The following is a 21,811-nucleotide window of genomic DNA, read 5'->3' as shown; positions in this document are numbered from 1 at the left end:
TGAGACGAGGACGTCGATCAGAAGAGCAGCACGGAGAACGCGGAGGCGGTGAGCAGCAGGAGGGACGCGGTGCAGGCGACGGGGATTCCGGCGCCCTTCGCGTCGATGGCCTGGCGGAGCAGGGCCCGGCGTTCCGCCGGCGATATCGACATGGGGATGCCGCTCAGCACCTCGTCGCGCACCTGGGTCAGCACGACGGCGATTCCGCCCAGGACGACGGCGCCCGCCAGCATGAAGGATCCGCACCCGAGCACCTCGGAGACCCGGTCCCTCCTGACGTCGTCCTGCACCGCCGAGGTGAGAAGGTTGATCGCCGTCGCGGAGAGCACACCCACGAAAAGGTTCAGCGCCTCGGGGGTCGGCATGAACCGTGAGATCGACAGCCGGCTCACCGGCCCAGGCCCTTCCATGCCTTGCCCTGGATGGCCCGCCCGAACTCGTCTATCTCGGCGAGCAGCGCTCCGACCTCTGACTCCGAACTTATCGTGCGGGACGCCTGGAGTGCCGCGATGAGGCGTTCGCACTCGGTCGCGCGGCTCCGCCACAGCTCCCAGTTGGCGGCGACCTCCTTGACCGCGTTCCCCCGGCTCAACAGCGCCTCGCGGTCTCTTATCTGACCGATGATGAAGTCCGAGAGATCGGACAGGGCGGCCTGGGCGGTGGTGGCGCGGCGCTCCGAGGCCAGGTTCACCTCTTCACGCGGGTTCACCCCGTGCCCCTCCTCCCCGGAGATCCCCTCCAGCAGGATCGGGAGTTCGGCCCGTGCCGCCTCCCAGATCAACGTGATCAGCGCTCTGGCGACATAGGGGACCTTGCTGCTCTCGTCCTGGGTCTCCGAGGCGAGCAGGCCGGCGGTGTCCCATGCACGGCTGTCCCCGGCCCAATGGATCAGATGATTGACGATCTCCGAGGAGCTCGACCAGCTCTCGCCGAGCAGCAGGGACGCCTCCAGGGCCTGGGCGCAGTCCACCTCCTGCCCGGGAACGGTCCAGTCGCCGCGGACGGCGACGATCGACGCCACCGACCTGCTGACCCGTTCGTCCTGCTCGACCCCCGCGGTGGCCAGCGCCAGCAGCACCAGCGCGGTCGTGTTGACCACCGTGTTCCACTCGCCGGTCCCCCCTCGCCACATGCCGTCCACATAGGGGCCGCGAGGCGACTCGGTCAGCAGCCACCGCACCGCCTGCCGCAGCACGTTACTGGTGGCCGGGGTCTCTCCCATGTGGCACAGGCCGATGCAGATCCGGGCGGTCACCCACGGGACACGGGAGGGATAGAAGGAGCCGTCGGGCTGCTGCGACCGCGCGACCATCCTCCGCAGCGCGGTTATCCGCCGCTCGTCGGGCTCCAGCGCCGCCCCCTCGAACCCCATCAGCAGCCCCAGCACCCAGGTCCGGTGAAACCGGTCGGCGTCGACATCCTCGGCGGACATGGTGAAACCGGTCCCGGCCGCGTCCTCGACGCGCATGCGCTTGATGATCTCCACGAAGTCGACGCTCTCCGCGGTCCGGCCCCGGGTGTGCTCGGGGAGATCGGTTCCGTCCGGGAGAGTCCACCGGCCCCGCACGTAGGCGGCGACCTGCCGCCACTCATCCAGCATGCCCAGTTCGGCGAGGGCCTCGGAGGAGAAGACCGCGGACGCGACGTTGTCGCCCCAGCTCGCGTCCGCCTCCACCTGGCGGGCTATGTACCGTGCCAGGATGCGGACGCTCGACCACGCCTCGGCGAGGAACGCGTCTCCCTCGTCGACGCCCTCTCTGGCCTCCAGGGTGAGCAGGTCCAGACGGTCCAGGGTGATCTGTATCTGCTGGTCACCGGCGGCACGGAGATAGGCGACGGCCAGGGAGACCGGGGTTCCGCTGGAGGCGGCGTCGACCAGCCTGTTCTCCCGGATGTGCCGGACGACGAACCGGGCGAACGTCCGGTGGCCGAAGGAGACGTACGCGCCACGCTGACGGAGCACCCTCCCGTGCAGCAGGTTCCGCACGGTGTCCCGGGTGACGTGGTCGGTGTAGGCCAGATTGAGGTCGATCTCGAACAGCGCCAGGCAGGCCACCAGCCACAGGACCCTCAACTCCGTCTCCCGGAGCCGCTTTCCCCCGGTGAGGACCTCATACATCCGGCTCGCGACCTCGGACGGCCGGGGCATGCGGCCGGAGTCGTAGAACATCGAGAGCGCGGTCTCCGCGATCAGGGCGTTCGACCGGGCGAGGCTCAGCAGTTCTCTTCTGGCCGGTTCCTCGATCCCCGGGGCGGAGGCTATCCGTCTGCACACGTCGCGCCCCTCGCAGATCAGCACCCGCCCGACCCCCATGGTCCTCTCGATGAGGTCGCGGGCGTCGAGCCAGCCCAGAGCGAGCACATGCCTGGCCCCCGGGGACGTCGTCGCGTGCATCAGCCGCAGCAGTGCCGCCCCGGCCGCCGGATTGCTCTGGATGTCATCGCATATCACCAGGGCCGGCGCCCTGGTGGCCGGTGCCCTGTTCGGCTGGGGCCGTGGCGCCCTCATCATCGTCACGACGCAGCCGAGCGGCGTCGCCTCGGGGTCCGCGAGGTCCAGCCAGACCGCCCTGGCCCCCCTGCCCTCGTACTCCTTGGCCAGGAGGTCCGCGAGCACGGTCTTCCCCGAGGCGCTCACCCCGACGAGGCCGGCGAAGTCGCCCCGGTTCAGCAGCGTGCGGATCTTCGATATGGAGGGGGGCTCGACGAGGACGCGCTCGTCGAAGTCGTGAACCCGCGCCTGGGAGTTCTGCGTGGCCTCGGCCGACCTGGCCAGGGACTCGGCCGGCGGTACCTCGGTCTGCAGGCCGTCGAGGATCTCCTCCAGGGTCCGCATGAGCAGGAGTCCGGTCAGCGACTGGCCTCTCCCGTAGGCGGACCTGAACTCGGAGAGGCTTACCGCCCCGATGCGTGGCCAGCCGAGAATGGACAGCTCAAGAAGGGTATCGTCGGAATCCGCCCCTCCACGGCCGGTGAGTTTCCACGGCAGGAGCGGCCGGCCGTTCTCGACTGATCCGAGCTCGTGATGGATCAGGTTGGAGGCGGCCGTGATTCCGGCGTCGGCATCCGCCGTCAGCAGGGCGACGATATCTTTCTCGTACACGATCCATGGACTCGATTCACGCTAGTCGGGCCAGGAAACCGCCGAGCCGGTCCTGTAGTTCGGCCTCCTGGCCGGCGAAGTTGTGTGGCGCCTCGGGGATCACATGGGACGAGACGCCGGAGAGGTCCTTGAGCCCGTCGACGACCTGGACCGCGTCGGGAAACGCGGCGAAGTCGTCTCCGCCGACGGCCACGAACGTCCGGACCCCGCACCCGGCGACCCACCCGCTGTGCTCGTCGCCGTTCCGCGAGGGAAAGACGTCCCATCTCCCGCCGGGTTCCGTGATGTCAAGGTAGGTCCTCGCCGACAGGGGCCAGTGCGGGAAGATCGTCTTCGGAACGAGCGCGTCCGTCTCGGATACCACCAGGTCGCGCACGGCCGCGCGGCTGGTCTCCACGCCGAGCCGGGTGGAACCCCCGTTGAACGCCACGATGTCGAACGGGGCCAGGAGCACGGCCGCCGCGACCGTGACGGGGGCGCCCCGCAGGGCTCCGTCGTGCAGGGCGCGGATCACCTTCAGCGCCCCCAGGCTGTGCCCCTGGAGGATCACCCTCGATCCCGGTCTGCCCAGCCGGTCGATCCAGGCCCGGAGCGCCTCGATGGAGTCGTCGAGGGTCTCGTCGATGGATCCGCCGTCATGGCTGGGCAGGTTCACCGAGGCGTACCGCCATCCGGCGGCCGTGTAGGTGTCCGCGAGGGCGACGACGAACGGATTCTCGTAGAAATTGCCCCAGGTGCCGTGCAGGTGAACGGCGAGGTCGTCACCCTCGCCGATCTCCATTCCGTGCAGGCGCCCGCCGGGCACGGCCTCGGTAAGGAATGTGAAGTTCACGCTATTCTCTCTTTCTCATGACCACGCGCAGGTACTGCGTCGGGCGTAGTGGGTCGGGGACGTCGGCGACTTTCAGGTGACGTATGGAGAACGTGGTCCGCAGGAGGTCGGCCACATCTTGGGCAGGCCCGAGCGGGGTGCTTCTCACCCGTTTGGCATAGATGTCCAATCTCCGGCTCAGCTCCGCAAAGGCCGGCGCCGATCCGGCACACGTCTCCTGCCACCTCTCGTGGGCGCTCTTTATGAGCTTTTCGGCGTATATTTGGCGGTCCATCCCACCCAATTCGACCTCGGTGAGCCGTACCGTCGTGATGACATGCCCATGGTCGTCGAGGAGATCCTCCCAGGCGGAAAGAACTTCGGCCGTCCCGTCTTTTTCGAATCGAGTAAGAAAGGCGTCGGTGCAAATAAGGTCGAACCTTGCGGGGCCGCCGAGATCGACCGACCGGACATCACCCCTGACCAGCCGGAAGTCGTGTGACAGCCGCTTGGACAGCCATCCGCAGGAGAAGAGCGGGGTGGGGCAGAGGTCGACCACGGTGATCTCGACGAGGCGGGGGACGGCCTCCGCGATCATGACGACATAGAGCGGCATTGAATAGTCGGCGGCTCCCGAGACTAGGATTCTGGCCGGCTCCCGGCTTCGCTTCAGGACTCGTTCGATGGCAAATCTGTAGAACTCGTCGTGCCAGGTTGGGGAGGACACCAGGTCAAGGATCCGAAGGTATTGCCACGTGCCGTGGTACCAGTCGCAATCGCGGGACCCCGAAAGGCCGCCACGGCATAGAATCCCTGCCTTGCGGGCAACAAGATCGGCGCTTCGAGGAAGAAGATCTTTTTCCAGGGACCGGATAATGCTGCCAGGTGCCATCGCATCACCCCTCGGGTGCGACCCCCATACTCGATACCTGGAGACCACTTTGCCGCAGAATTAGGTTTCTGTCAGGTGCTTCTTCTGAATCGGGCGGGCAGATGCCGGATGCCATAGGCCGTGACCGCGCCTGGTATTCGCGGGAAAACAGTGGTAAGAATCCCGGGTGCCCGGCCTTTCCGCCCGGCGGGCCCGCCCCGTGGACGACCCGCCCGGCGGCCGGTCTGTCCGGCGGGGGCGGACCCGCCGGTCACGATCCCGCCCCGTAGACGACCCGCCCGGGGCGCCGGTCGTCGTTGACCTTGACGTACACCCGCAGGCAGTGCAGCACGATCCCGCCCGCGCCGGCCACCCGGATGTTGTCCCTGGTCAGCCTGCCGACCTCGGCGAGCTGCAGCCCGGTCAGCTCCATCCGCCGCAGGGAGGCGCCCGGCACCCGCTCCCTGGCCCGGGTGAGCAGCCGCCACGAGGAGTCCCACAGCCCGTGCCACCAGCTGTCGGAGGCCGGGATCGGCAGGTGCACGGTCGAGCGGAGGTCCTCGTCCACGTCGATCAGGCGGAAGAGCCGGGCGTCGTCGGATCCGGCGCGGGCGTACTCCCGCAGCCGGCGCCGCAGGAAAAGCCGCAACTGCCGCCGTGGTTCACGGTCGGCGAGGCGCGGGGTGGAGTCGGTCACCAGAGCGCGCCAGTAGAGGAGCTCGCCGTCCAACTCCGCGAGGCGCAGCAGCAGGGTGCAGAGCGTACCGAGCTCCCTCGCGCCCGGCGCGTCTCCCAGGGCGTCGGCCACCTCCGGATCCAGTGGGGCTCCGCGCAGCAGCCTGAGCCCGGCCACCCCGGCGGCGGGCCAGGGGGGGATCAGGACCGTCTCCGTTCCCGAGGCCGGCAGGTCGATCCAGTCGCCGCCGGCCCCGTCGTACGCGGAGAGCTCGGACTGCCAGCGGTGGGCGACGGAGGCGGGCAGACGCAGCAGGTCCAGGCAGAAACGGCGCCAGGTCTCGCCGGGTTCGGCCGCCTCGCTCCGGTGGGTGCCCGTCCACACGGCCGCCTCCGGCGACTCGTTGAACGCCTCGGCCAGCTCCAGCCGGGGGACTCGCGCGTGGCGCGCCGGCCCGCTCACGGCGCCGGGCCTTTCCGCGGAGAACACCTCGTCCCGGGGCCGGTCCGCGGAGAACCTCCCGTCACCGGGCCGGCTCGCGGAGAACTCCTCACCGTCCGGCCGGCTCGCGGAGAACCCTCCGCCCGTCCCGCCCCCGGCGGGGGAAACCCCCGCCGGGGCGTCGGCGCGCCTGCGCGGAACCTGAAAAACGGGAGAAACCAGGGAGACAGGAGAGACAGCGGGGGCGGGGGGAACGGCGAACGGCCCCCTGGCCGGGGGCCACGCCTGCGGAGGAGCGGGGGAGAGGAGCCCGCGGAGGTGGTCGCGGACCTCCGGGTAGAGGTCCGCGCCGGGATCGCCGGCCGGCGCGGTGCGGGCCGCGTCGCGGAGAGCGGCCTCGACCAGCTCAAGGCCGGCGCGCAGGCGGCGTGCCAGCTCCGATCCGGGGACGGCCAGCAGGCGTTCGAAGGGGTCGCTCATCGGCGCCCGCCGAAGGGGTGCGGCCGCTGTTCCCGGAAGGGGTTCTGGTGCTCGGTGCGCCGTACCGGTTCCCGGGCGGGGGAGTTCAGCCTGGCGCGGGCCTCCCCCGGGAGCCGGGACCGGTCACCGGCGCCTGGCGGGATGCCGGTTCCGTGGATCCGGTCGAGAACGTCTCGCGGATCGGCCGCCGTCTCGCCGACCTGGGCGTGTCCGTGGTTCCGGTAGGTCCGGTCTGGTGCGCTGCGCATCATGTGTCCCGCGTCTTGGCCACTGAGTCGATTGGAACGATATATCTCGTGATACTTCTGGATCTATGTCATTTGTCAATCCCGGAACATCGGGCCCGCCGTACGCGCCAGTGGTTCTCTGAGGTGCGTCGATCCTTTTAGGTGTGAATAAAATACGACTTATAGTCAACCTGAAAGCCGGAGGGGCGGACGCTGTCCCGGCCTGACCGCGTTCACCGGCCGCCGGATCCCCGGAGTGGTCCCGCCGGCCTCGCGGGGGAGGCTCTCGGCCGGGTGCCGGCGCCCTCGGCGTGTGTCGCTCGAAATACCGGGATCGCTTCAACAGGCCTTCAACAAACCTTCAACAGACGTTCGGCAAGCGCCGCCCGCACTGATTTCCGGTCGATACGGTGCCTCTGGAAACTATTTCCGACCTTGTCAAGATCGACATTAAGGTCGTCTTCTGGGGCCGTCCGGGGTGCCCGGTTCGGCGATCCAATGTGTGATAGATCACAGGCTCTGATGGGTGGACGGGCTTTCTGGCGCCCGTAAGCCTTCGATTTGGGTTGTAAACATTTACGAAGGCGGTGAGATCGGGAAGCGATTGCGATCTCTCTACTTGTCAAATGTTCTACCGGCCTGTATTCGTGCTTGTAGCGATGTGTCCTTTGTTCCCCCCCACCTCTGGACGGTGCGCCTGACGGCGGGTCGACGGGTCTCTCCTGTGAGCTGCGGTCTTCGAGCGAAGGATCTTGAGGGGCCCCTGTGTCGCGCCCGCCTCCGGGTGGGTCCGCGGTTCGACGGCGGCCGGGCGATCTCTGTTGACGGCCGCGCCGGTCGCGGGGGAATGTGCCGACGCCGCTCCGGGGCTCTTATTGCCTGTCCGAGGTGCCTAGTATGTACAGAGATTTCGCATTGTCAAGTGAATCTTCGTTGAACGGAATGCCGGACATCGTGAGAATCTGAAGCGGGTCCTTGCTGTGCATAGTCAAATAATGTAATACTCCACTTACAAGGGATGCGTCGGGGCCCATTCGCCGCCGATCTTATCGGGGGCTCCTGGGGAAGCTCTCCTTGCTTTTATCGGTCCGTTCGGTGTAGCACCGGATCAACCTGCGGGGGAGGGGGAGTGCTGTGATGGTGTGCTCATTCCGGGCGTCGCCATCGGTCTGCTGCCGGCCGCCGCCGCGGTTGCCGCGTCCACGATTGTCCTGGCAGGCGTGCACCTGCTTGAGATCTCCCTAGATGGATGCGTGGCATGGATATTCCGCCCGAAATCGATTCCGATGCGCCGCGGCCGCGGCAAGGAATGGATGCTGTTCCGACGTTTCCGCTCCGTCCCGTCCTGTGCCGTGCCGCCTATCCGATCCTGCTTCTGGCGATGGTCTCGGCGGCCGTGGTGACATTGCGGTACCACTTGGACTTCGGCCAGATCAGCGTCTTTTTCCTGATCGGTACGGTCATCTACCTGGCAGCCCTGGAACGATTGATCCCCTATGACCGCGGCTGGCACCCCAACCGCGGCGAATGGGGCTGGTACGGCGTCTACTTCCTGCTGACCCTGCTCGGCGGCGGCCTGGCGCAGCTGTCGGTGATGGCCGTCGTCGGCGCGGTGTCGCCACCCGATCCGGTGCTCGTGCTCTGGGCCGAGATTCCGCTGGCCCTGCTCCTCCGCTCGCTGGCCTGCTATCTGGTGCACCGGTTCGGGCACACCAGCCGGTGGCTGTGGCGCCTGCACGGTGTGCACCACGTGCCGGAGAAGGTCAATGTGGCCAACAACGGCGTCAACCACATCCTCGACGTCGCGCTCGGGAAGGGCGTGGCGCAGCTGGCTCTGGCAGTGGCCGGGTTCTCACAGGAGTCCGTGTTCGCCGTGGGCCTCTTCACCATCGCGCAAGGCTATTTCGTCCACGCCAACATCGATGTCCGCATAGGTCGGCTCAACTACGTTCTCGCGAGCCCCCAACAACATCGCCTGCATCACAGCACCGACCTGTCCGAAGCGGGCCACTACGGCTCCGACCTGTCGATCTGGGACCTGATGTTCCGGAGCTTCACCTGGTACCCCGGCCGCCAGCCGGCCGCGGTCGGACTGCAGGACCCCACGTCATTTCCGAGGACCGGCGCCGTTGTCGCCGGCCTTCTTCATCCCTGGCGTCGCTCGTAAAGGCCGACGGGCCGTCCGCCTGATCGACCCAGACAGCGCATATCGCCATCCATGTTCGCGCCGCAGCGCCATGACCACACAAGGATTCGACGGTGACTGACTTAAGCAACGCCGCCTCCCGTGACAAAATAGCGATCATCGGTATCGGCTGCCGGCTGCCCGGCAGCGCGTCCGACTACCGGGCGTTCTGGCAGAACCTGATCGACGGCAAGGACTGCATCACCCGGACTCCGGCCGACCGGTATGACGTCACGACGCTCGGCAGCCGGGACAAGTCCAAACCGGGACGCCTGGTCGGTGGCCGAGGTGGTTACATCGACGGTTTCGACGAGTTCGATCCGGCCTTCTTCGGCATCAGCCCGCGTGAGGCCGAGCACATGGATCCGCAGCAGCGCAAACTGCTGGAGGTGGCCTGGGAGGCGCTGGAGGACGGCGGGCAGCGGCCCGCGACCCTGGCGGGGCGTGACGTCGGCGTGTTCGTCGGCGCGTTCACCCTGGACTACAAGATCGTGCAGTTCGCCGACCTGAGCTTCGAGACGCTGGCCGCGCACACCGCGACCGGCACCATGATGACGATGGTGTCGAACCGCATCTCGTACTGTTTCGACTTCCGCGGTCCCAGCGTCTCGATCGACACCGCGTGCAGCTCGTCACTGGTGGCCGTGCACCTGGCATGTCAGAGCCTGCTCCGCGGCGAGACCAATCTCGCGCTCGCCGGAGGCACGCTGCTGCACATGACGCCGCAGTACACCATCGCCGAGACGAAGGGCGGCTTCCTGTCCCCCGAGGGCCGGTCGCGCACGTTCGACGCCTCGGCCGACGGCTACGTGCGCGCCGAGGGCGTCGGCGTGGTCGCGCTCAAGCGCCTGGAGGACAGCCTGCGCGACGGCGACCCGATCCACGCGGTGATCGTCGGCAGCGGGGTCAACCAGGACGGCCGCACCAACGGCATCACCGTGCCGAACCCGGACGCCCAGGTCAGCCTCATCGAGCGAGTCTGCGCCGAGGCGGGCATCGAGCCCGGCAGCCTGCAGTACATGGAGGCGCACGGCACGTCGACGCCGGTCGGCGACCCGATCGAGGCCAACGCGCTCGGCCGCGCGCTCGCCATCGGGCGGCGACCCGGCGCCAAGTGCTACGTCGGCTCGGTCAAGACGAACATCGGGCACACCGAGTCGGCCGCGGGCATCGCCGGGTTGATCAAGACCGCGCTCTGCCTCAAGCACCGGAAGATCCCACCTCACATCAACCTGGAAAAGATCAACCCCGATATCGACCTGGCGTCGCTGCCGTATGAGATCCCCACCCGGCCGACCGACTGGCCCGAGCACGAGGGGCCGGCGCGCGCCGGGGTGAACTCGTTCGGCTTCGGCGGCACCAACGCGCACGTCCTGCTGGAGGAGGCGCCGGTCCGCGACAACGACGACCGGCCCGCGGCGGCGGTGAAACCGGGCTACAACATCCTGCCGTTGACCGCGCGCGACCCCGCGGCCCTCCCCGAACTGGTCAGGGGCATCCGGCGGGAGCTCGCCGGCGTCGGCGGCTCCGCCGTGTCGCTGACCGACCTCGGTCACACACTCGCCCACCGACGCCAGCACCTTGAGTCACGCCTGTCGGTCGTCTACTCCTCCCGCGAGTCACTGGACGAACGTCTCGCCGAGTACCTCAGGGGCGAGACACATCCGCACCTGCTCTTCGACCAGCAACGCGACGGACGGCGGCGGCGCCTGGTCTGGGTCTTCACCGGAATGGGGCCGCAGTGGTGGGCGATGGGGAGAGGGCTCTTCGAGAGCGAACCCGTCTACCGCGAGATGATCGAGCGCTGTGACCGCGAGATCGGCGAGCTCACCGGCTGGTCGCTGATCGAGGAGCTCCACGCCGACGAGGCCGACTCGAAGATGAGCGAGACCTGGCTGGCGCAGCCGGCCAACTTCGCCCTGCAGCTCGGCCTGTCGGCGCTCTGGCGTTCGTACGGCGTGCACCCCGACGCCGTGGTCGGGCACAGCACCGGCGAGGTCGCGGCGTTCTACGAAGCCGGGGTCTACACCCTCAAGGACGCGGTCACGGTGGTCGTGCACCGCAGCCGCCTGCAGCAGAAGCTGGTCGGCACCGGCACCATGCTCGCGGTGAGCCTGTCGGAGGCCGAGGCGGTGCGTCGCGTGCGGCCCTACGGCGACCGCGTGTCGGTGGCCGCGATGAACAGCCCGACCGCGCTCACCCTGGCCGGGGACGAGGACGCGCTCGCCCAGCTCGCCGGCGAACTGCAGGCCGAGCAGATCTTCGCGAAGTTCCTCACCGTGCGGGTGCCGTACCACAGCGCCCGGATGGATCTGATCAAGGATGAGCTGCTCTCCTCACTGGCCGGGCTGGACCCGCGCGCCGCGCGGGTGCCGCTCTACCTGACCGGACAGGAGGGTGTCGCGCACGGCACCGAGCTGGACGCGGGCTACTGGTGGAAGAACGTCCGCGACAGCGTCCACTTCCGCGCGGCGGTCGACCGCCTGGCCGGCGACGGCTACGGCCTGTTCCTGGAGATCGGCCCGCATCCCGTGCTCGGTCATGCGATCAAGGAGTGCCTCGACGCCGCGAACGCCGACGGACGGACGGTGCCCTCGATCCGCCGCCAGGAGGACGAGGCGGCGCGCTTCACCATGTCACTGGCCACGCTGCACAACCTGGGCGTCGACATCGCCTGGGACGCGCTGCACCCCGCCGGGCGGCCGGTGACGCTGCCGCGCTACCCCTGGAAGCGCGACCGATACTGGGTGGCTCCCAGAGCCGTCGAGCAGATCAGGCTCGGCCGGCTCGACCATCCGCTGCTGGGCCGTCGCATGGCCACCGCCGAACCCACCTGGGAGGCGAAGCTCGACGCCGAGACGATGCCGTACCTGAACGATCACCGGATCCAGGGCAGCGTGCTGTTCCCGGCGGCGGGCTACCTGGAGATGGCGGCGCAGGCGGTGCGGGCCATGACCGGCGGCACCGAGGCGACACTGGCCGACATCGAGCTGCGCAGGGCGCTGTTCCTGTCCGACGGTGAGGCCGGTACGGTGCAGCTCTCCTTCTCCTCCGAGGGCGCCACGTTCACCGTCGCGACGGCGCAGGAGGGCGACCAGGAGCGGACCGTGCACGCGAGCGGTGTCGTGCGCGCCGGGCAGCGCCGCCGGACCGCCTCGGCGCTTGACATCGGAACGATCCAGGCACGGAGCGAACGCCATCTCGACGGCGCCGGCTGTTACTCGGCGCTGGCGGCCCTGGGCTACCACTACGGCCCGGCGTTCCAGGGCATCCAGGAGGTGTGGATCGGTCCCGGTGAGGCGCTCGCCCGGATCCGCCCGACCGAGACGCTCGGTGACGACGCCGCCGGCCACCATTTCCATCCGGTGCTGCTCGACGCCTGCTTCCAGTCCCTGCTGACGCCGCAGATCCTCACCGAGCGCGCGGACCCCGCGGACACCGGCATCCGTCTGCCGCTCTCGATCGAGGAGGTGCGCGTCGACCCCGTCGGCGACCAGCCGCTCTGGGCGCACGCGACCGTCTCGCGGTGCGACGGCGACGAGCTGGTCGGCGACATCGCCGTCTACTCCGAGAGCGGCGCGCCGCTCGGCCGGATCGGCGGTTTCCGCGCGGCCGACATCGAGAAGGCGTCGACGACGGTCGGCCGGGGCACGATCGACAACTGGCTGGCCGACATGACCTGGATCGAGCGACCGCTCGACACGGACCGGGACGGCGCCACCGGTGATCCGGCCGCCGCCGTCGATCCGGCCGCGCACGACTGGCTGATCTTCGCCGACGCCCAGGGGGTCGGCGACGAGCTCGCGGCGCTGGTCACCGCTGGTGGCGGGCGCTGCCATCTGGTCCGTCCCGGCCGGGGGTACCGGATGCGGAGAGAGCATCGGGAGACCACGGTCGTGCCGGGTTCCGCGGCCGACCTTGAGCGCCTCCTCGCCGAGCTGGGCCGGGACGGCGGCGCGCCGTTCGGCACCGTCGTGCACCTGTGGAACCTCGACCTGCCGTCGATCGACGCGACGGCCGGGCACGAGTTCGACCGGCACAACAGCGTCGGCGCCTACTCGCTGATCACGCTCGCCCAGTCGCTGCCGGCCGGGCCGGACGGCGGCAGGCTGCACATCGTCACGCGCGGGACGCAGGCGGTGGCCGCCGGTGACCCGATCGAGCCGCTGGGAGCGCCGGCCTGGGGCATCGGCCGCGTGCTCTGGTACCAGGAGCTGGTCGCCAACCGGGGCAAGCTGATCGACCTCGACCCCGCCCTGGGCGACGACGCCTCGGCGCGCCGGGCCGAGGCCGAGGCGCTGCTGCGCGAGGTGACGGCCCGCGACGAGGACGAGATCGCGCTGCGCGGCGACCGCCGCTACACCAGCCGGCTCAAGCCGGCCGCCGACCTCACCCGCCCGCTGCCGCTCAGGCTCCGCGCCGACGGCGCCTATCTGGTGACCGGCGCGTTCGGCGCGCTCGGCCGGCTGCTCTGCCGCACGCTCGTCATGCGGGGCGCGCGCCGGCTGATCCTGGTGGGCCGCACCAGGATGCCCGAGCGCGACCGGTGGCGCGAGATCGACCCCGACACCCCGGCCGGCCGCAACGTGCGTTTCCTGAAGGAGCTGGAGGCGCTCGGAGCTCAGACCGTCCTGGTGCCGCTCGACATCACCGACGAGGCGAGCCTGACCGCGTGGCTGGCGGACTACCGGCGGAGCGAGTCACCGCCGATCCGCGGCGTGTTCCACCTCGCGGGTCACGTCCGTGACACGCTCGTCCCGGAGATGGACCGGCAGGTCTTCGACGCCGTACACGACCCCAAGGTCATCGGCGCCTACCTGCTCCACCGCCATCTGAGCGACGAGCCGCTCGACCACTTCGTGCTGTTCGCCTCGATCGCCTCGCTGCTCACCACCGCGGGCCAGACCAACTACGCGGCCGGCAACGCCTTCCTGGACGCGCTGGCCCACCACCGCAGGGCCCGCGGCCTGCCGGCGCTGAGCATCGACTGGGGTCCGTGGGCGACGGGCATGATCGAGGAACTCGGGCTGATCGACCACTACCGCAACAGCCGGGGGATGAGCTCGCTGTCGCCGGACGCCGGCATGGCCGTGCTGGAGCGCGTCATCGGCCAGGACCGGGCCCAGCTGCTGGTCGCGACGGTCGTCGACTGGCAGATCTTCCTGGCCTGGTACGCCTCGCCGCCGCCGCTGGTGACCGAACTGGCCGCCGCCGCCGGTGGTGGTCCCTCGCCCACCGAGAACAGCAGCTTCCTTGACGCGTTCCGCGACGCCGACGAGGAGAAACGCCTGCTGCTGCTGACCGAGCGCTTCACCGCGCTCGCCGCCGGTGTGCTGCGGGTGCGGACGGAACAGGTCGACCCGGCGGTCAGCCTCAACACGCTGGGCCTCGACTCGCTGCTCGCGATGGAGCTGCGCGCCCGGGTCCACACCGAGCTCAGGATCGCGCTGCCGGTGGTCGCCCTGCTGAGCAGCGCCCCGGTCAGCGGGCTCATCGCGCAGCTGCACGACGGCCTGGCCGACCTGGTGGCGGCGGACCCCGGTGAGAGCGCCGACACCTCGGCGATCGAGGTGTTCGGCGACGGGCAGAAGTACCCCCTGACCCAGAACCAGAAGGCGCTCTGGTTCCTCAAGCAGCTCAACCCCGACGGGTTCGCCTACAACATCGGCGGTGCGGTCGAGGTGCGCGTCGAGCTCGATCCCGAGCTCATGTTCGACGCGGTCCGCGCCCTGATCGAGCGTCACCCCAGTCTGCGCGCCAACTTCGTGCTGGAGAAGGGGCAGGCGACGCAGAAGATCTCCTCCGAGGCCAGGCATGACATCGCCCTCTTCGACGTCGAGGACATGGAGTGGGATGACATCTACCAGATGATCATCCGTGAGTACCGCAAGCCCTACGATCTCGAACGCGATCCGCTGATCCGCTTCCGCCTGTTCAGGCGGGGCAGGGACCGGTGGGTGATCATGAAGGCCGTCCACCACATCATCTCCGACGCGATCTCGACGTTCACCTTCATCGAGGAACTGCTCTCGATCTACGAGGGGCTGCGCCAGGGCCACAGGGTGGAGCTGCCGCCGATATCCGCGACCTACCTCGACTTCCTCAACTGGCAGAACCGGTTCCTGGCCGGCCGCGACGCGGAGAGGATGCTCGACTACTGGCGGGGCCACCTTCCGGACGAGGTGCCGGTCCTCAACCTGCCCACCGACAAGCCCCGGCCGGCCGTGCAGACCCACAACGGCGCCTCCGAGTTCTTCGTGCTCGACCCCGAGCTCAGCGCGCGCGTCCACACCCTGGCGCGCGAGCACAACGTGACCGTCTTCATGGTGCTGCTGAGCGCCTACTACATCCTGCTGCACCGCTACTCCGGGCAGGACGACATCATCGTCGGCAGCCCGGTGACGGGCCGTACCCAAAAAGAGTTCGCCTCGGTCTACGGGTACTTCGTCAACCCGCTGCCGCTGCACGTGAACCTGGCGGGGGAGCCGTCGATCGCCGAGATGCTGGCGCAGGTCCGCGCGACCGTGCTCAACGGCCTGGACAACCAAGAGTACCCGTTCGTGCTGCTGGTCGAGAAGCTGGGGCTGCAGCACGACCCGAGCCGCTCGGCGGTGTTCCAGGCGATGTTCATCCTGCTCGCCCACAAGGTCGCGACCGAGAAGTACGGCTACCGGCTGGAGTACATCGAGCTGCCCGAGGAGGAGGGACAGTTCGACCTCACGCTCTCGGCCTACGAGGACGAGGCCGACCGGCGCTTCCACTGCGTGTTCAAGTACAACACCGACCTGTTCCTGCCGGAGACCATGCGGTGGCTGGCGTCGCGCTACGTCAACCTGCTCGACGCGCTCACCCGTGAGGCCCCGGCCCAGCCGATCACCCGGCTGGAGCTGCTCGGATCCGCCGAGCGGGAGCACATCCTCGGCACGTGGAGCGGGGCGGAGCGCCGCGTCGGCTACCACGAGCCGGTGCACCGGCTGATCAGCGGGGTCGCCGCCCGGCGTCCCGACGCGATCGCCGTGTCGGTGCCGTCGGAGACGGGCGAGACGGAGCGGCTGACCTACGCCGAGGTCGAGAGCCGCTCCCGGCGGCTGGCCCACCGGCTCCGCGGGCTGGGCGTCCGCGACGGCGCCGTGGTGGCGCTCTGCCTGGAGAAGTCACCCGAGCTGATCGTCACCCTGCTGGCGGTGCTCAAGGCCGGTGGCACCTACCTGCCGCTCGACCCCGACCACCCGGCCGACCGGCTGACCTACATGGTGCGCAACGCCGGGGCCGCGCTCGTCGTCGTCGACCGGGCCAACCGGGAGCGGCTGGCCGGCCTGCTGGACGAGGTGCTGACCCTGGAGGACCTGCACCCCGCCGCCGACCCGCACCGGGGCGCCGATCCGGGGACGGCCGGCACCGGCATAGGCGCCGATGTCGACGTCGACGTCGCGATCGACATGGACGCCCCCGCCTACGTCATCTACACCTCCGGCTCGACCGGCCGGCCCAAGGCCGTACAGGTCAGCCACCGGAGCCTCGCCTCCGCCTACAGCGCCTGGCGCGAGGAGTACCGCCTCGACCACGACGTCCACGTGCACCTGCAGATGGCGAGTTTCTCGTTCGACGTCTTCACCGGTGACCTGGTCCGGGCGCTCTGCTCCGGCGGCAACCTGGTCCTGGTCACCCGGGAACTGCTCTTCGACACGGCCCGGCTGTACGAGACCATGCTGAGGGAGCGGGTCGACTGCGGCGAGTTCGTCCCCGCGGTGGTGCGCGGCCTGATGAGCCACTGCGAGCGGGAGGGCGGGCGCCTGGACTTCATGCGCCTGCTGATCGTCGGCTCGGACGCCTGGAAGGTCGAAGAATACCGCCGGCTGCACGACCTGTGCGGCCCGTGGACCCGCCTGGTCAACTCCTACGGGCTCAGCGAGGCGACCATCGACAGCACCTACTTCGAAGGTCCGGCCGACGGGCTGGAGCCGAGCCAGATGGTGCCGATCGGGCGCCCGTTCCCCAACAGCGCGCTCTACATCCTCGACGAGCACGGTGAGCCGGTGCCGGCGGGCGTGCCGGGCGAGCTCTGGGTCGGCGGCGACGGCGTCGCGATCGGCTACGCCGGCGATCCCGAACAGACCGCGCGGCGCTTCGTCACCCTGACGCTCGGCCGCGAGCCCGGCGCCGAACCGGTGCGCCTGTACCGCACCGGCGACCTCGCCCGCTGGGACGCCGAAGGCGGTGTGCAGCTGCTCGGACGCGTCGACACGCAGATCAAGGTACGCGGCCACCGCATCGAGATCGGCGAGATCGAGTCGCAGCTGGCGGCCTGGCCGGCGCTGGCGCAGGCGGTGGTCACCGTACGGCCGGACGCGCGCGGTGACACCGCGCTCTGCGCCTACTGCGTCCCGGCCGCCGGGGCGGTCCTGGACCGGCGCGAGCTCCGCCGGCACCTCGCCGGATACCTGCCCACATTCATGATCCCGTCGTACTTCGTCGAACTGCCCGAACTGCCGCTGACCTCCAACGGCAAGGTGGATCCGGCCGCGCTGCCGGCACCGCGGGCCGACGCGGACGAGCAGGCCTACGAGGCGCCGGTGACGCTCTACGAGACGCGCATGGCCGAGCACTGGGAGTCGCTGCTCGACCTGGAACAGGTCGGCCTGCGGCACGACTTCTTCGAGGTCGGCGGTAGTTCGATCAAGCTGATCGAACTGATCTACAACCTGCAGGCCGAGTTCAACATCACCATCCCGGTCAGCCAGTTGTTCAAGGTCACCACCCTGCACGGCATGGCCAAGACGGTGGAGCACATCATCACCGGCCACATCGCCGGCGCCCAGCCCTACCTGTGGTTCAACGCCGACCGGGAGCAGACGGTCTTCTGCTTCCCGCCGGCCGGCGGCCACGGCCTGGTCTACCGCCAGTTCGCCGCCCACCTGCCGGAGTACCGGTTCGTCGCCTTCAACTACCTGGCCGGCGACGACAAGGTGGCCCGGTACGCCGACCTGATCGAGTCCATCCAGCCCGAAGGCCCCTGCGCCCTGTTCGGCTACTCACTCGGCGGCAACCTCGCGTTCGAGGTGGCCAAGGAGCTTGAGCGCCGGGGACGCGAGGTGCCGAACGTGGTCATCATGGACTCCTACCGCATCTCCGAGGCCTTCGAGCTGGGCAGCGAGCACTTCCGGGCCTTCGAACGGGAGCTCGGCGACCACCTGCGCAGGCACACCGGCTCGGAGGTCGTCGCCCAGGAGACCCTCGAACAGGCCAGGGAGTACATCCACTTCTGCAGCCACACGCCGAACCTCGGGGCGATCACCGCCCAGGTCAGCGTGATCTCCGACCAGGAGAAGGTCGCGTTCTACGCCGCGGACGAGAGCGGCACCTGGCACGGCAGCTCGACCACGCACACCTCGGTGCTGCGCGGCTTCGGCACGCACGCCGAAATGCTCGACCAGGAGTACATCGCGCTCAACGCCAACCTGGCGCGCGGCATTCTGACGGAAGGCAGGACGCATGTCGCGTGAGACCGGACCCGACTGGAGCGACCGCGACCGTGCTCCAGGCGGTAAACCCCGGGTCATCGTCATCGGCGCGGGCGTCGGCGGCATGTCCACCGGCTGCTACGCGCAGATGAGCGGCATGGAGACCCGCATCTTCGAAAAGCACGTACTGCCCGGAGGCTGCTGCACGGCCTGGTCGCGTGAGGGCTACATCTTCGACTACTGCATCGAATGGCTGATCGGCACCGGCGCGGGCAACGACGCCAACCAGGTGTGGCGCGAGCTCGGCGCGCTCGACGGAAAAACGATCACGAACTTCGAGATGTTCAACAAGGTCGTCGACGAGAGCGGCCGGTCGGTGACGTTCTACAACGACCCCGACCGGCTGGAGCGGCACCTGCTGGAGATCTCGCCGGCCGACGCGCGGCTGATCCGGTCGTTCTGCCGCGACCTGCGGCGGTTCATCGACATCAACCTGTACCCGTTCCTGAAACCGCCGCCGCTGCAGTCGGTGCGCGAGAGGCTCGGCACTCTGCGCACGGTTCTCCCGGCGTTCCGCCTGTTCTGGCGGACCGCCGCGACCCAGATGCACACCTTCGCCGACAGGTTCCAGGACCCGCTGCTGCGCCACGCGTTCCGCAACATCTTCTTCCAGGACCCCGAGAACTTCCCACTGCTGCCGTTCCTGTTCAACATGGCCGGCGCCTACCACGGCAACGCGGGCTTCCCGCAGGGCGGATCGCTGGGACTGTCGCGCTCGATCGAGGAGCGCTACACCTCGCTGGGCGGTGTGATCACCTACCGCACCCGCGTCGACAGGATCCTGATCGAGGACGGCCGCGCGGTCGGGGTGGAGCTGCGGAGCGGGGCGCGGTACTACGCCGACCACGTCATCTCGGCCTGTGACGGCTACACCACGATCTACGGCCTGCTGGACGGACGGTACACCAGCCCGAGAATCGACAGGCTCTACGACGACATGCTGAACAGGCCGGGCATCCTGTTCCCCGCCGTGGTCTCGGCCTTCGTCGGCGTCGAGGGCGACTTCGACCCCGACGACGCGCACAGCACGACCTACCTGCTGCCCGAGCAGGAGGGCGCCGAACTGCCGGGCGCGCTGCAGAGCAGCCTGGTGGTGCAGCTGCGCTCACGGTATTCGGACGGCTTCGCGCCACCGGGAAAATCAGTGATCCACTGCACCTACTTCAGCGACTTCACCTACTGGCAGACGCTGCGGAGCGGCGACCGCAAGGAGTACTGGGCGCAGAAGCGCAAGGTCGCCGACTTCGTGCGAGGCTTCCTGGAGCGGCGCTATCCGGGCATCGGCCCGCGCATCGAGCTGGTCGACGTGGCCTCGCCGGCGACGACCAGACGCTACACCGGCAACTTCAACGGCAGCATCCTCGCCTGGAAGGCGTTCTCCGACGCCGACGATCTGGCGACCAAGCTGATCAACAAGGATCGTATGCGGCTGCCCGGTCTGAGTGGCTTCTCCATGGCCGGCCAGTGGGTCGGGATGGGCGGCCTGATCCGTGCCGCGTCAACCGGCCGCTTCGTCACCCAGTACCTCTGCGAGGAACTGGGCCTGGAGTTCAAGGCGTGGGAGAGCTCAGGCCGGGAACCCTGGCACCGCGGCAAGCTGGGCCATCTGCCCCAGCTCGACAAGCGGCCCCTGCGGCAGAGGACCGCCGGATGAACATCGAGGAGGCCAGGGACATGTCACGGTTGAAACAGGACAGAGAAACGATGATCATCATCGGCGCCGGCCTCGGTGGTCTGTCCACCGGCTGCTACGCGCAGATGAACGGATACAAGACCCAGATCTTCGAGATGCACGAGATCCCGGGCGGCTGCTGTACGGCCTGGGACCGAGGCGACTTCATGTTCGACTGCTGTATCAGCTGGCTGCTCGGCAACGGGCCCGGCAACGAGATGCACCAGATCTGGCTCGAACTCGGCGCGCTCCAGGGCAAGCAGATGCGCCACTTCGACGTGTTCAACATCGTGCGTGGCCGCGACGGCCGCGCCGTCTACTTCTACTCCGACCCGGATCGGCTCCAGGCGCACCTGCTCGACATCTCGCCCGCCGACGCCAAGCTGATCAGGAACTTCTGCGACGGCCTGCGGAAGTTCAGGAAGTGCCTGGCCGTCTATCCCTTCCTCAAACCGGTCGGCCTGATGGGGCGGCTGGAGCGCTGGCGGATGATGGCCTCCTTCGTCCCGTACTTCAACGTCATCCGTAAGTCGATCACCGTGCTGATGACGGACTACTCGGCGAAGTTCAAGGATCCGCTGCTGCGTGAGGCGTTCAACTTCATCCTCTACGAGAAGCACTCCGCCTTCCCGGTGCTGCCGTTCTACTTCCAGCTGGCCTCGCACGCGAACCTGTCGGCCGGGGTGCCCGAGGGCGGCTCACTCGGGCTGGCGAAGTCGATCGAACGGCGCTACACCTCGCTCGGCGGCGAGGTGACCTACAACGCCAAGGTCGAGGAGGTGCTGGTCGAGAACGACCGCGCGGTCGGCGTACGGCTCAGCGACGGGAGCGAGTTCCGCTCCGACATCGTGGTCTCGGCCTGCGACGGCCCCACCACGATGATGAGGTTCCTCAAGGGCCGCTACCTCAACGAGACGTACCGGAACCTCTACACCCAGACCATCAAGGAACCGGGCATGGTGTTCCCGGGCTACTTCATCCTGTTCCTCGGCCTGAAGAGGCCCTTCCCCGAAGGGGAGCCCTGCACCACCCACCTGCTCGACGACGCCGAGGCGGCCGAACTGCTCGGCATCCGACACCCGAGCATCAACGTGCAGTTCCGCAGCATGCACTACCCCGAGCTGTCGCCGGAGGGCACCACCGTCGTCTACGCCACCTACTTCTGCGACATAGCCCCCTGGCGCGCCCTGAACGAAGGCCCGGAACAGGCCAGCCGGGTCCACAAGGGCGAGGAACTGCACACCCTGCCGGTGCGGCGCGGACGCGAGTACTACACCGCCAAGTACCGGGTGCGGAACGCGCTGCTGAACTTCCTGGAGCAGCGCTATCCCGGCATAAAGGACGCCATCGCGGTACGCGACATCTCGACCCCGCTCACCCAGGTCCGCTACACCGGCAACTACGACGGGACCGTGCTCGGCTGGCAGCCGTTCGTGGAGAGCGGCGAGACCCTGGAGGAACTGGTCAAGGAGCACGGCCCCGGGCTGCCCGGACTGGAGAACTTCTACATGTCGGGGGTGTGGGCGACGACGGGCGGCCTGATCCGCGCCGCCGCCGCCGGCCGGCACGTCATGCAGTTCGTCTGCCGCGACGACCGCAAGGAGTTCACCGCCCACATCGACGAGACGGAACCGCCGCCCACGCACGTCGTCATCCCCGTGGGGGCACGGCCCGCCGCCTTCGACGTCGACGCGGAGTTCCCGTCGACCGTCGGCTCGACGAGCGGCAGGAGGTGAGGGCCGGGAAGCGGGCCGCCCGCTGACCGGTGGCCGTACCCGCCCCCGAGGGTTGCCGATCTACTGGCCGACCGGGGCGGGTACGGCC

10 protein-coding genes are annotated in these 21,811 nt (G+C 68.8%); 4 read left to right on the top strand and 6 right to left on the bottom strand.

What is annotated here, in order from left to right:
* Window positions 1-17: 17 nt before the first annotated feature.
* The 6 genes from ACWEF2_RS14750 to ACWEF2_RS14725 form a co-directional block, all read right to left on the bottom strand.
* On the bottom strand, window positions 18-392 hold the full coding sequence (locus ACWEF2_RS14750) for a hypothetical protein (RefSeq protein WP_453815369.1): 375 nt from the start codon (window positions 390-392) through the stop codon (window positions 18-20).
* Complete coding sequence (locus ACWEF2_RS14745; RefSeq protein WP_453815367.1) at window positions 389-3,103, bottom strand: hypothetical protein; 2,715 nt, start codon at window positions 3,101-3,103, stop codon at window positions 389-391. The genes ACWEF2_RS14750 and ACWEF2_RS14745 overlap by 4 nt, the downstream gene beginning before the upstream one ends.
* 16 nt (window positions 3,104-3,119) lie before the next feature.
* Window positions 3,120-3,935 (bottom strand): alpha/beta fold hydrolase, encoded by an 816-nt coding sequence (locus tag ACWEF2_RS14740; RefSeq protein WP_453815365.1) that lies wholly within the window; start codon window positions 3,933-3,935, stop codon window positions 3,120-3,122.
* 1 nt (window position 3,936) lies between these two features.
* Window positions 3,937-4,806: a hypothetical protein gene (locus ACWEF2_RS14735; protein WP_453815363.1), complete on the bottom strand. Its 870-nt coding sequence runs from the start codon at window positions 4,804-4,806 to the stop codon at window positions 3,937-3,939.
* A gap of 250 nt (window positions 4,807-5,056) precedes the next feature.
* Window positions 5,057-6,382 (bottom strand): hypothetical protein, encoded by a 1,326-nt coding sequence (locus ACWEF2_RS14730; RefSeq protein ID WP_453815361.1) that lies wholly within the window; start codon window positions 6,380-6,382, stop codon window positions 5,057-5,059.
* A complete protein-coding gene (locus ACWEF2_RS14725; RefSeq protein ID WP_453815359.1) occupies window positions 6,379-6,630 on the bottom strand; it encodes a hypothetical protein in 252 nt (83 codons plus the stop codon). Before ACWEF2_RS14725 ends, ACWEF2_RS14730 begins: the two co-directional genes overlap by 4 nt.
* Before the next feature lie 1,237 nt (window positions 6,631-7,867).
* On the opposite strand from ACWEF2_RS14725, the gene ACWEF2_RS14720 reads away from it, so the two are divergent.
* The 4 genes from ACWEF2_RS14720 to ACWEF2_RS14705 all read left to right on the top strand — a co-directional run bounded on the left by ACWEF2_RS14720 (window position 7,868) and on the right by ACWEF2_RS14705 (window position 21,723).
* The gene (locus tag ACWEF2_RS14720) at window positions 7,868-8,776 is read left to right on the top strand and encodes a sterol desaturase family protein (protein ID WP_453815357.1); all 909 of its coding nucleotides are present in this window, start codon (window positions 7,868-7,870) and stop codon (window positions 8,774-8,776) included.
* A 92-nt stretch (window positions 8,777-8,868) separates the two neighbouring features.
* The gene (locus tag ACWEF2_RS14715; protein WP_453815355.1) at window positions 8,869-18,297 is read left to right on the top strand and encodes a non-ribosomal peptide synthetase/type I polyketide synthase; all 9,429 of its coding nucleotides are present in this window, start codon (window positions 8,869-8,871) and stop codon (window positions 18,295-18,297) included.
* Complete coding sequence (locus tag ACWEF2_RS14710; protein WP_453815353.1) at window positions 18,287-19,969, top strand: phytoene desaturase family protein; 1,683 nt, start codon at window positions 18,287-18,289, stop codon at window positions 19,967-19,969. The genes ACWEF2_RS14715 and ACWEF2_RS14710 overlap by 11 nt, the downstream gene beginning before the upstream one ends.
* Window positions 19,966-21,723, top strand: a complete 1,758-nt coding sequence (locus tag ACWEF2_RS14705; protein WP_453815351.1) for a phytoene desaturase family protein — start codon at window positions 19,966-19,968, stop codon at window positions 21,721-21,723. The genes ACWEF2_RS14710 and ACWEF2_RS14705 overlap by 4 nt, the downstream gene beginning before the upstream one ends.
* Window positions 21,724-21,811 lie beyond the last annotated feature (88 nt).

The organism is Streptosporangium sp. NPDC004631, from assembly GCF_053601935.1.
This window is presented reverse-complemented; position numbering and strand designations above follow the sequence as displayed.

Excerpts from the sequence above, each read along its gene's own strand:
- ACWEF2_RS14735 (WP_453815363.1), bottom strand. The coding sequence starts at position 4,806 with ATGGCACCTGGCAGCATTATCCGGTCCCTGGAAAAAGATCTTCTTCCT.
- ACWEF2_RS14710 (WP_453815353.1), top strand. The coding sequence starts at position 18,287 with ATGTCGCGTGAGACCGGACCCGACTGGAGCGACCGCGACCGTGCTCCA.
- ACWEF2_RS14720 (WP_453815357.1), top strand. The coding sequence starts at position 7,868 with ATGGATATTCCGCCCGAAATCGATTCCGATGCGCCGCGGCCGCGGCAA.
- ACWEF2_RS14705 (WP_453815351.1), top strand. The coding sequence starts at position 19,966 with ATGAACATCGAGGAGGCCAGGGACATGTCACGGTTGAAACAGGACAGA.
- ACWEF2_RS14730 (WP_453815361.1), bottom strand. The coding sequence starts at position 6,382 with ATGAGCGACCCCTTCGAACGCCTGCTGGCCGTCCCCGGATCGGAGCTG.
- ACWEF2_RS14725 (WP_453815359.1), bottom strand. The coding sequence starts at position 6,630 with ATGCGCAGCGCACCAGACCGGACCTACCGGAACCACGGACACGCCCAG.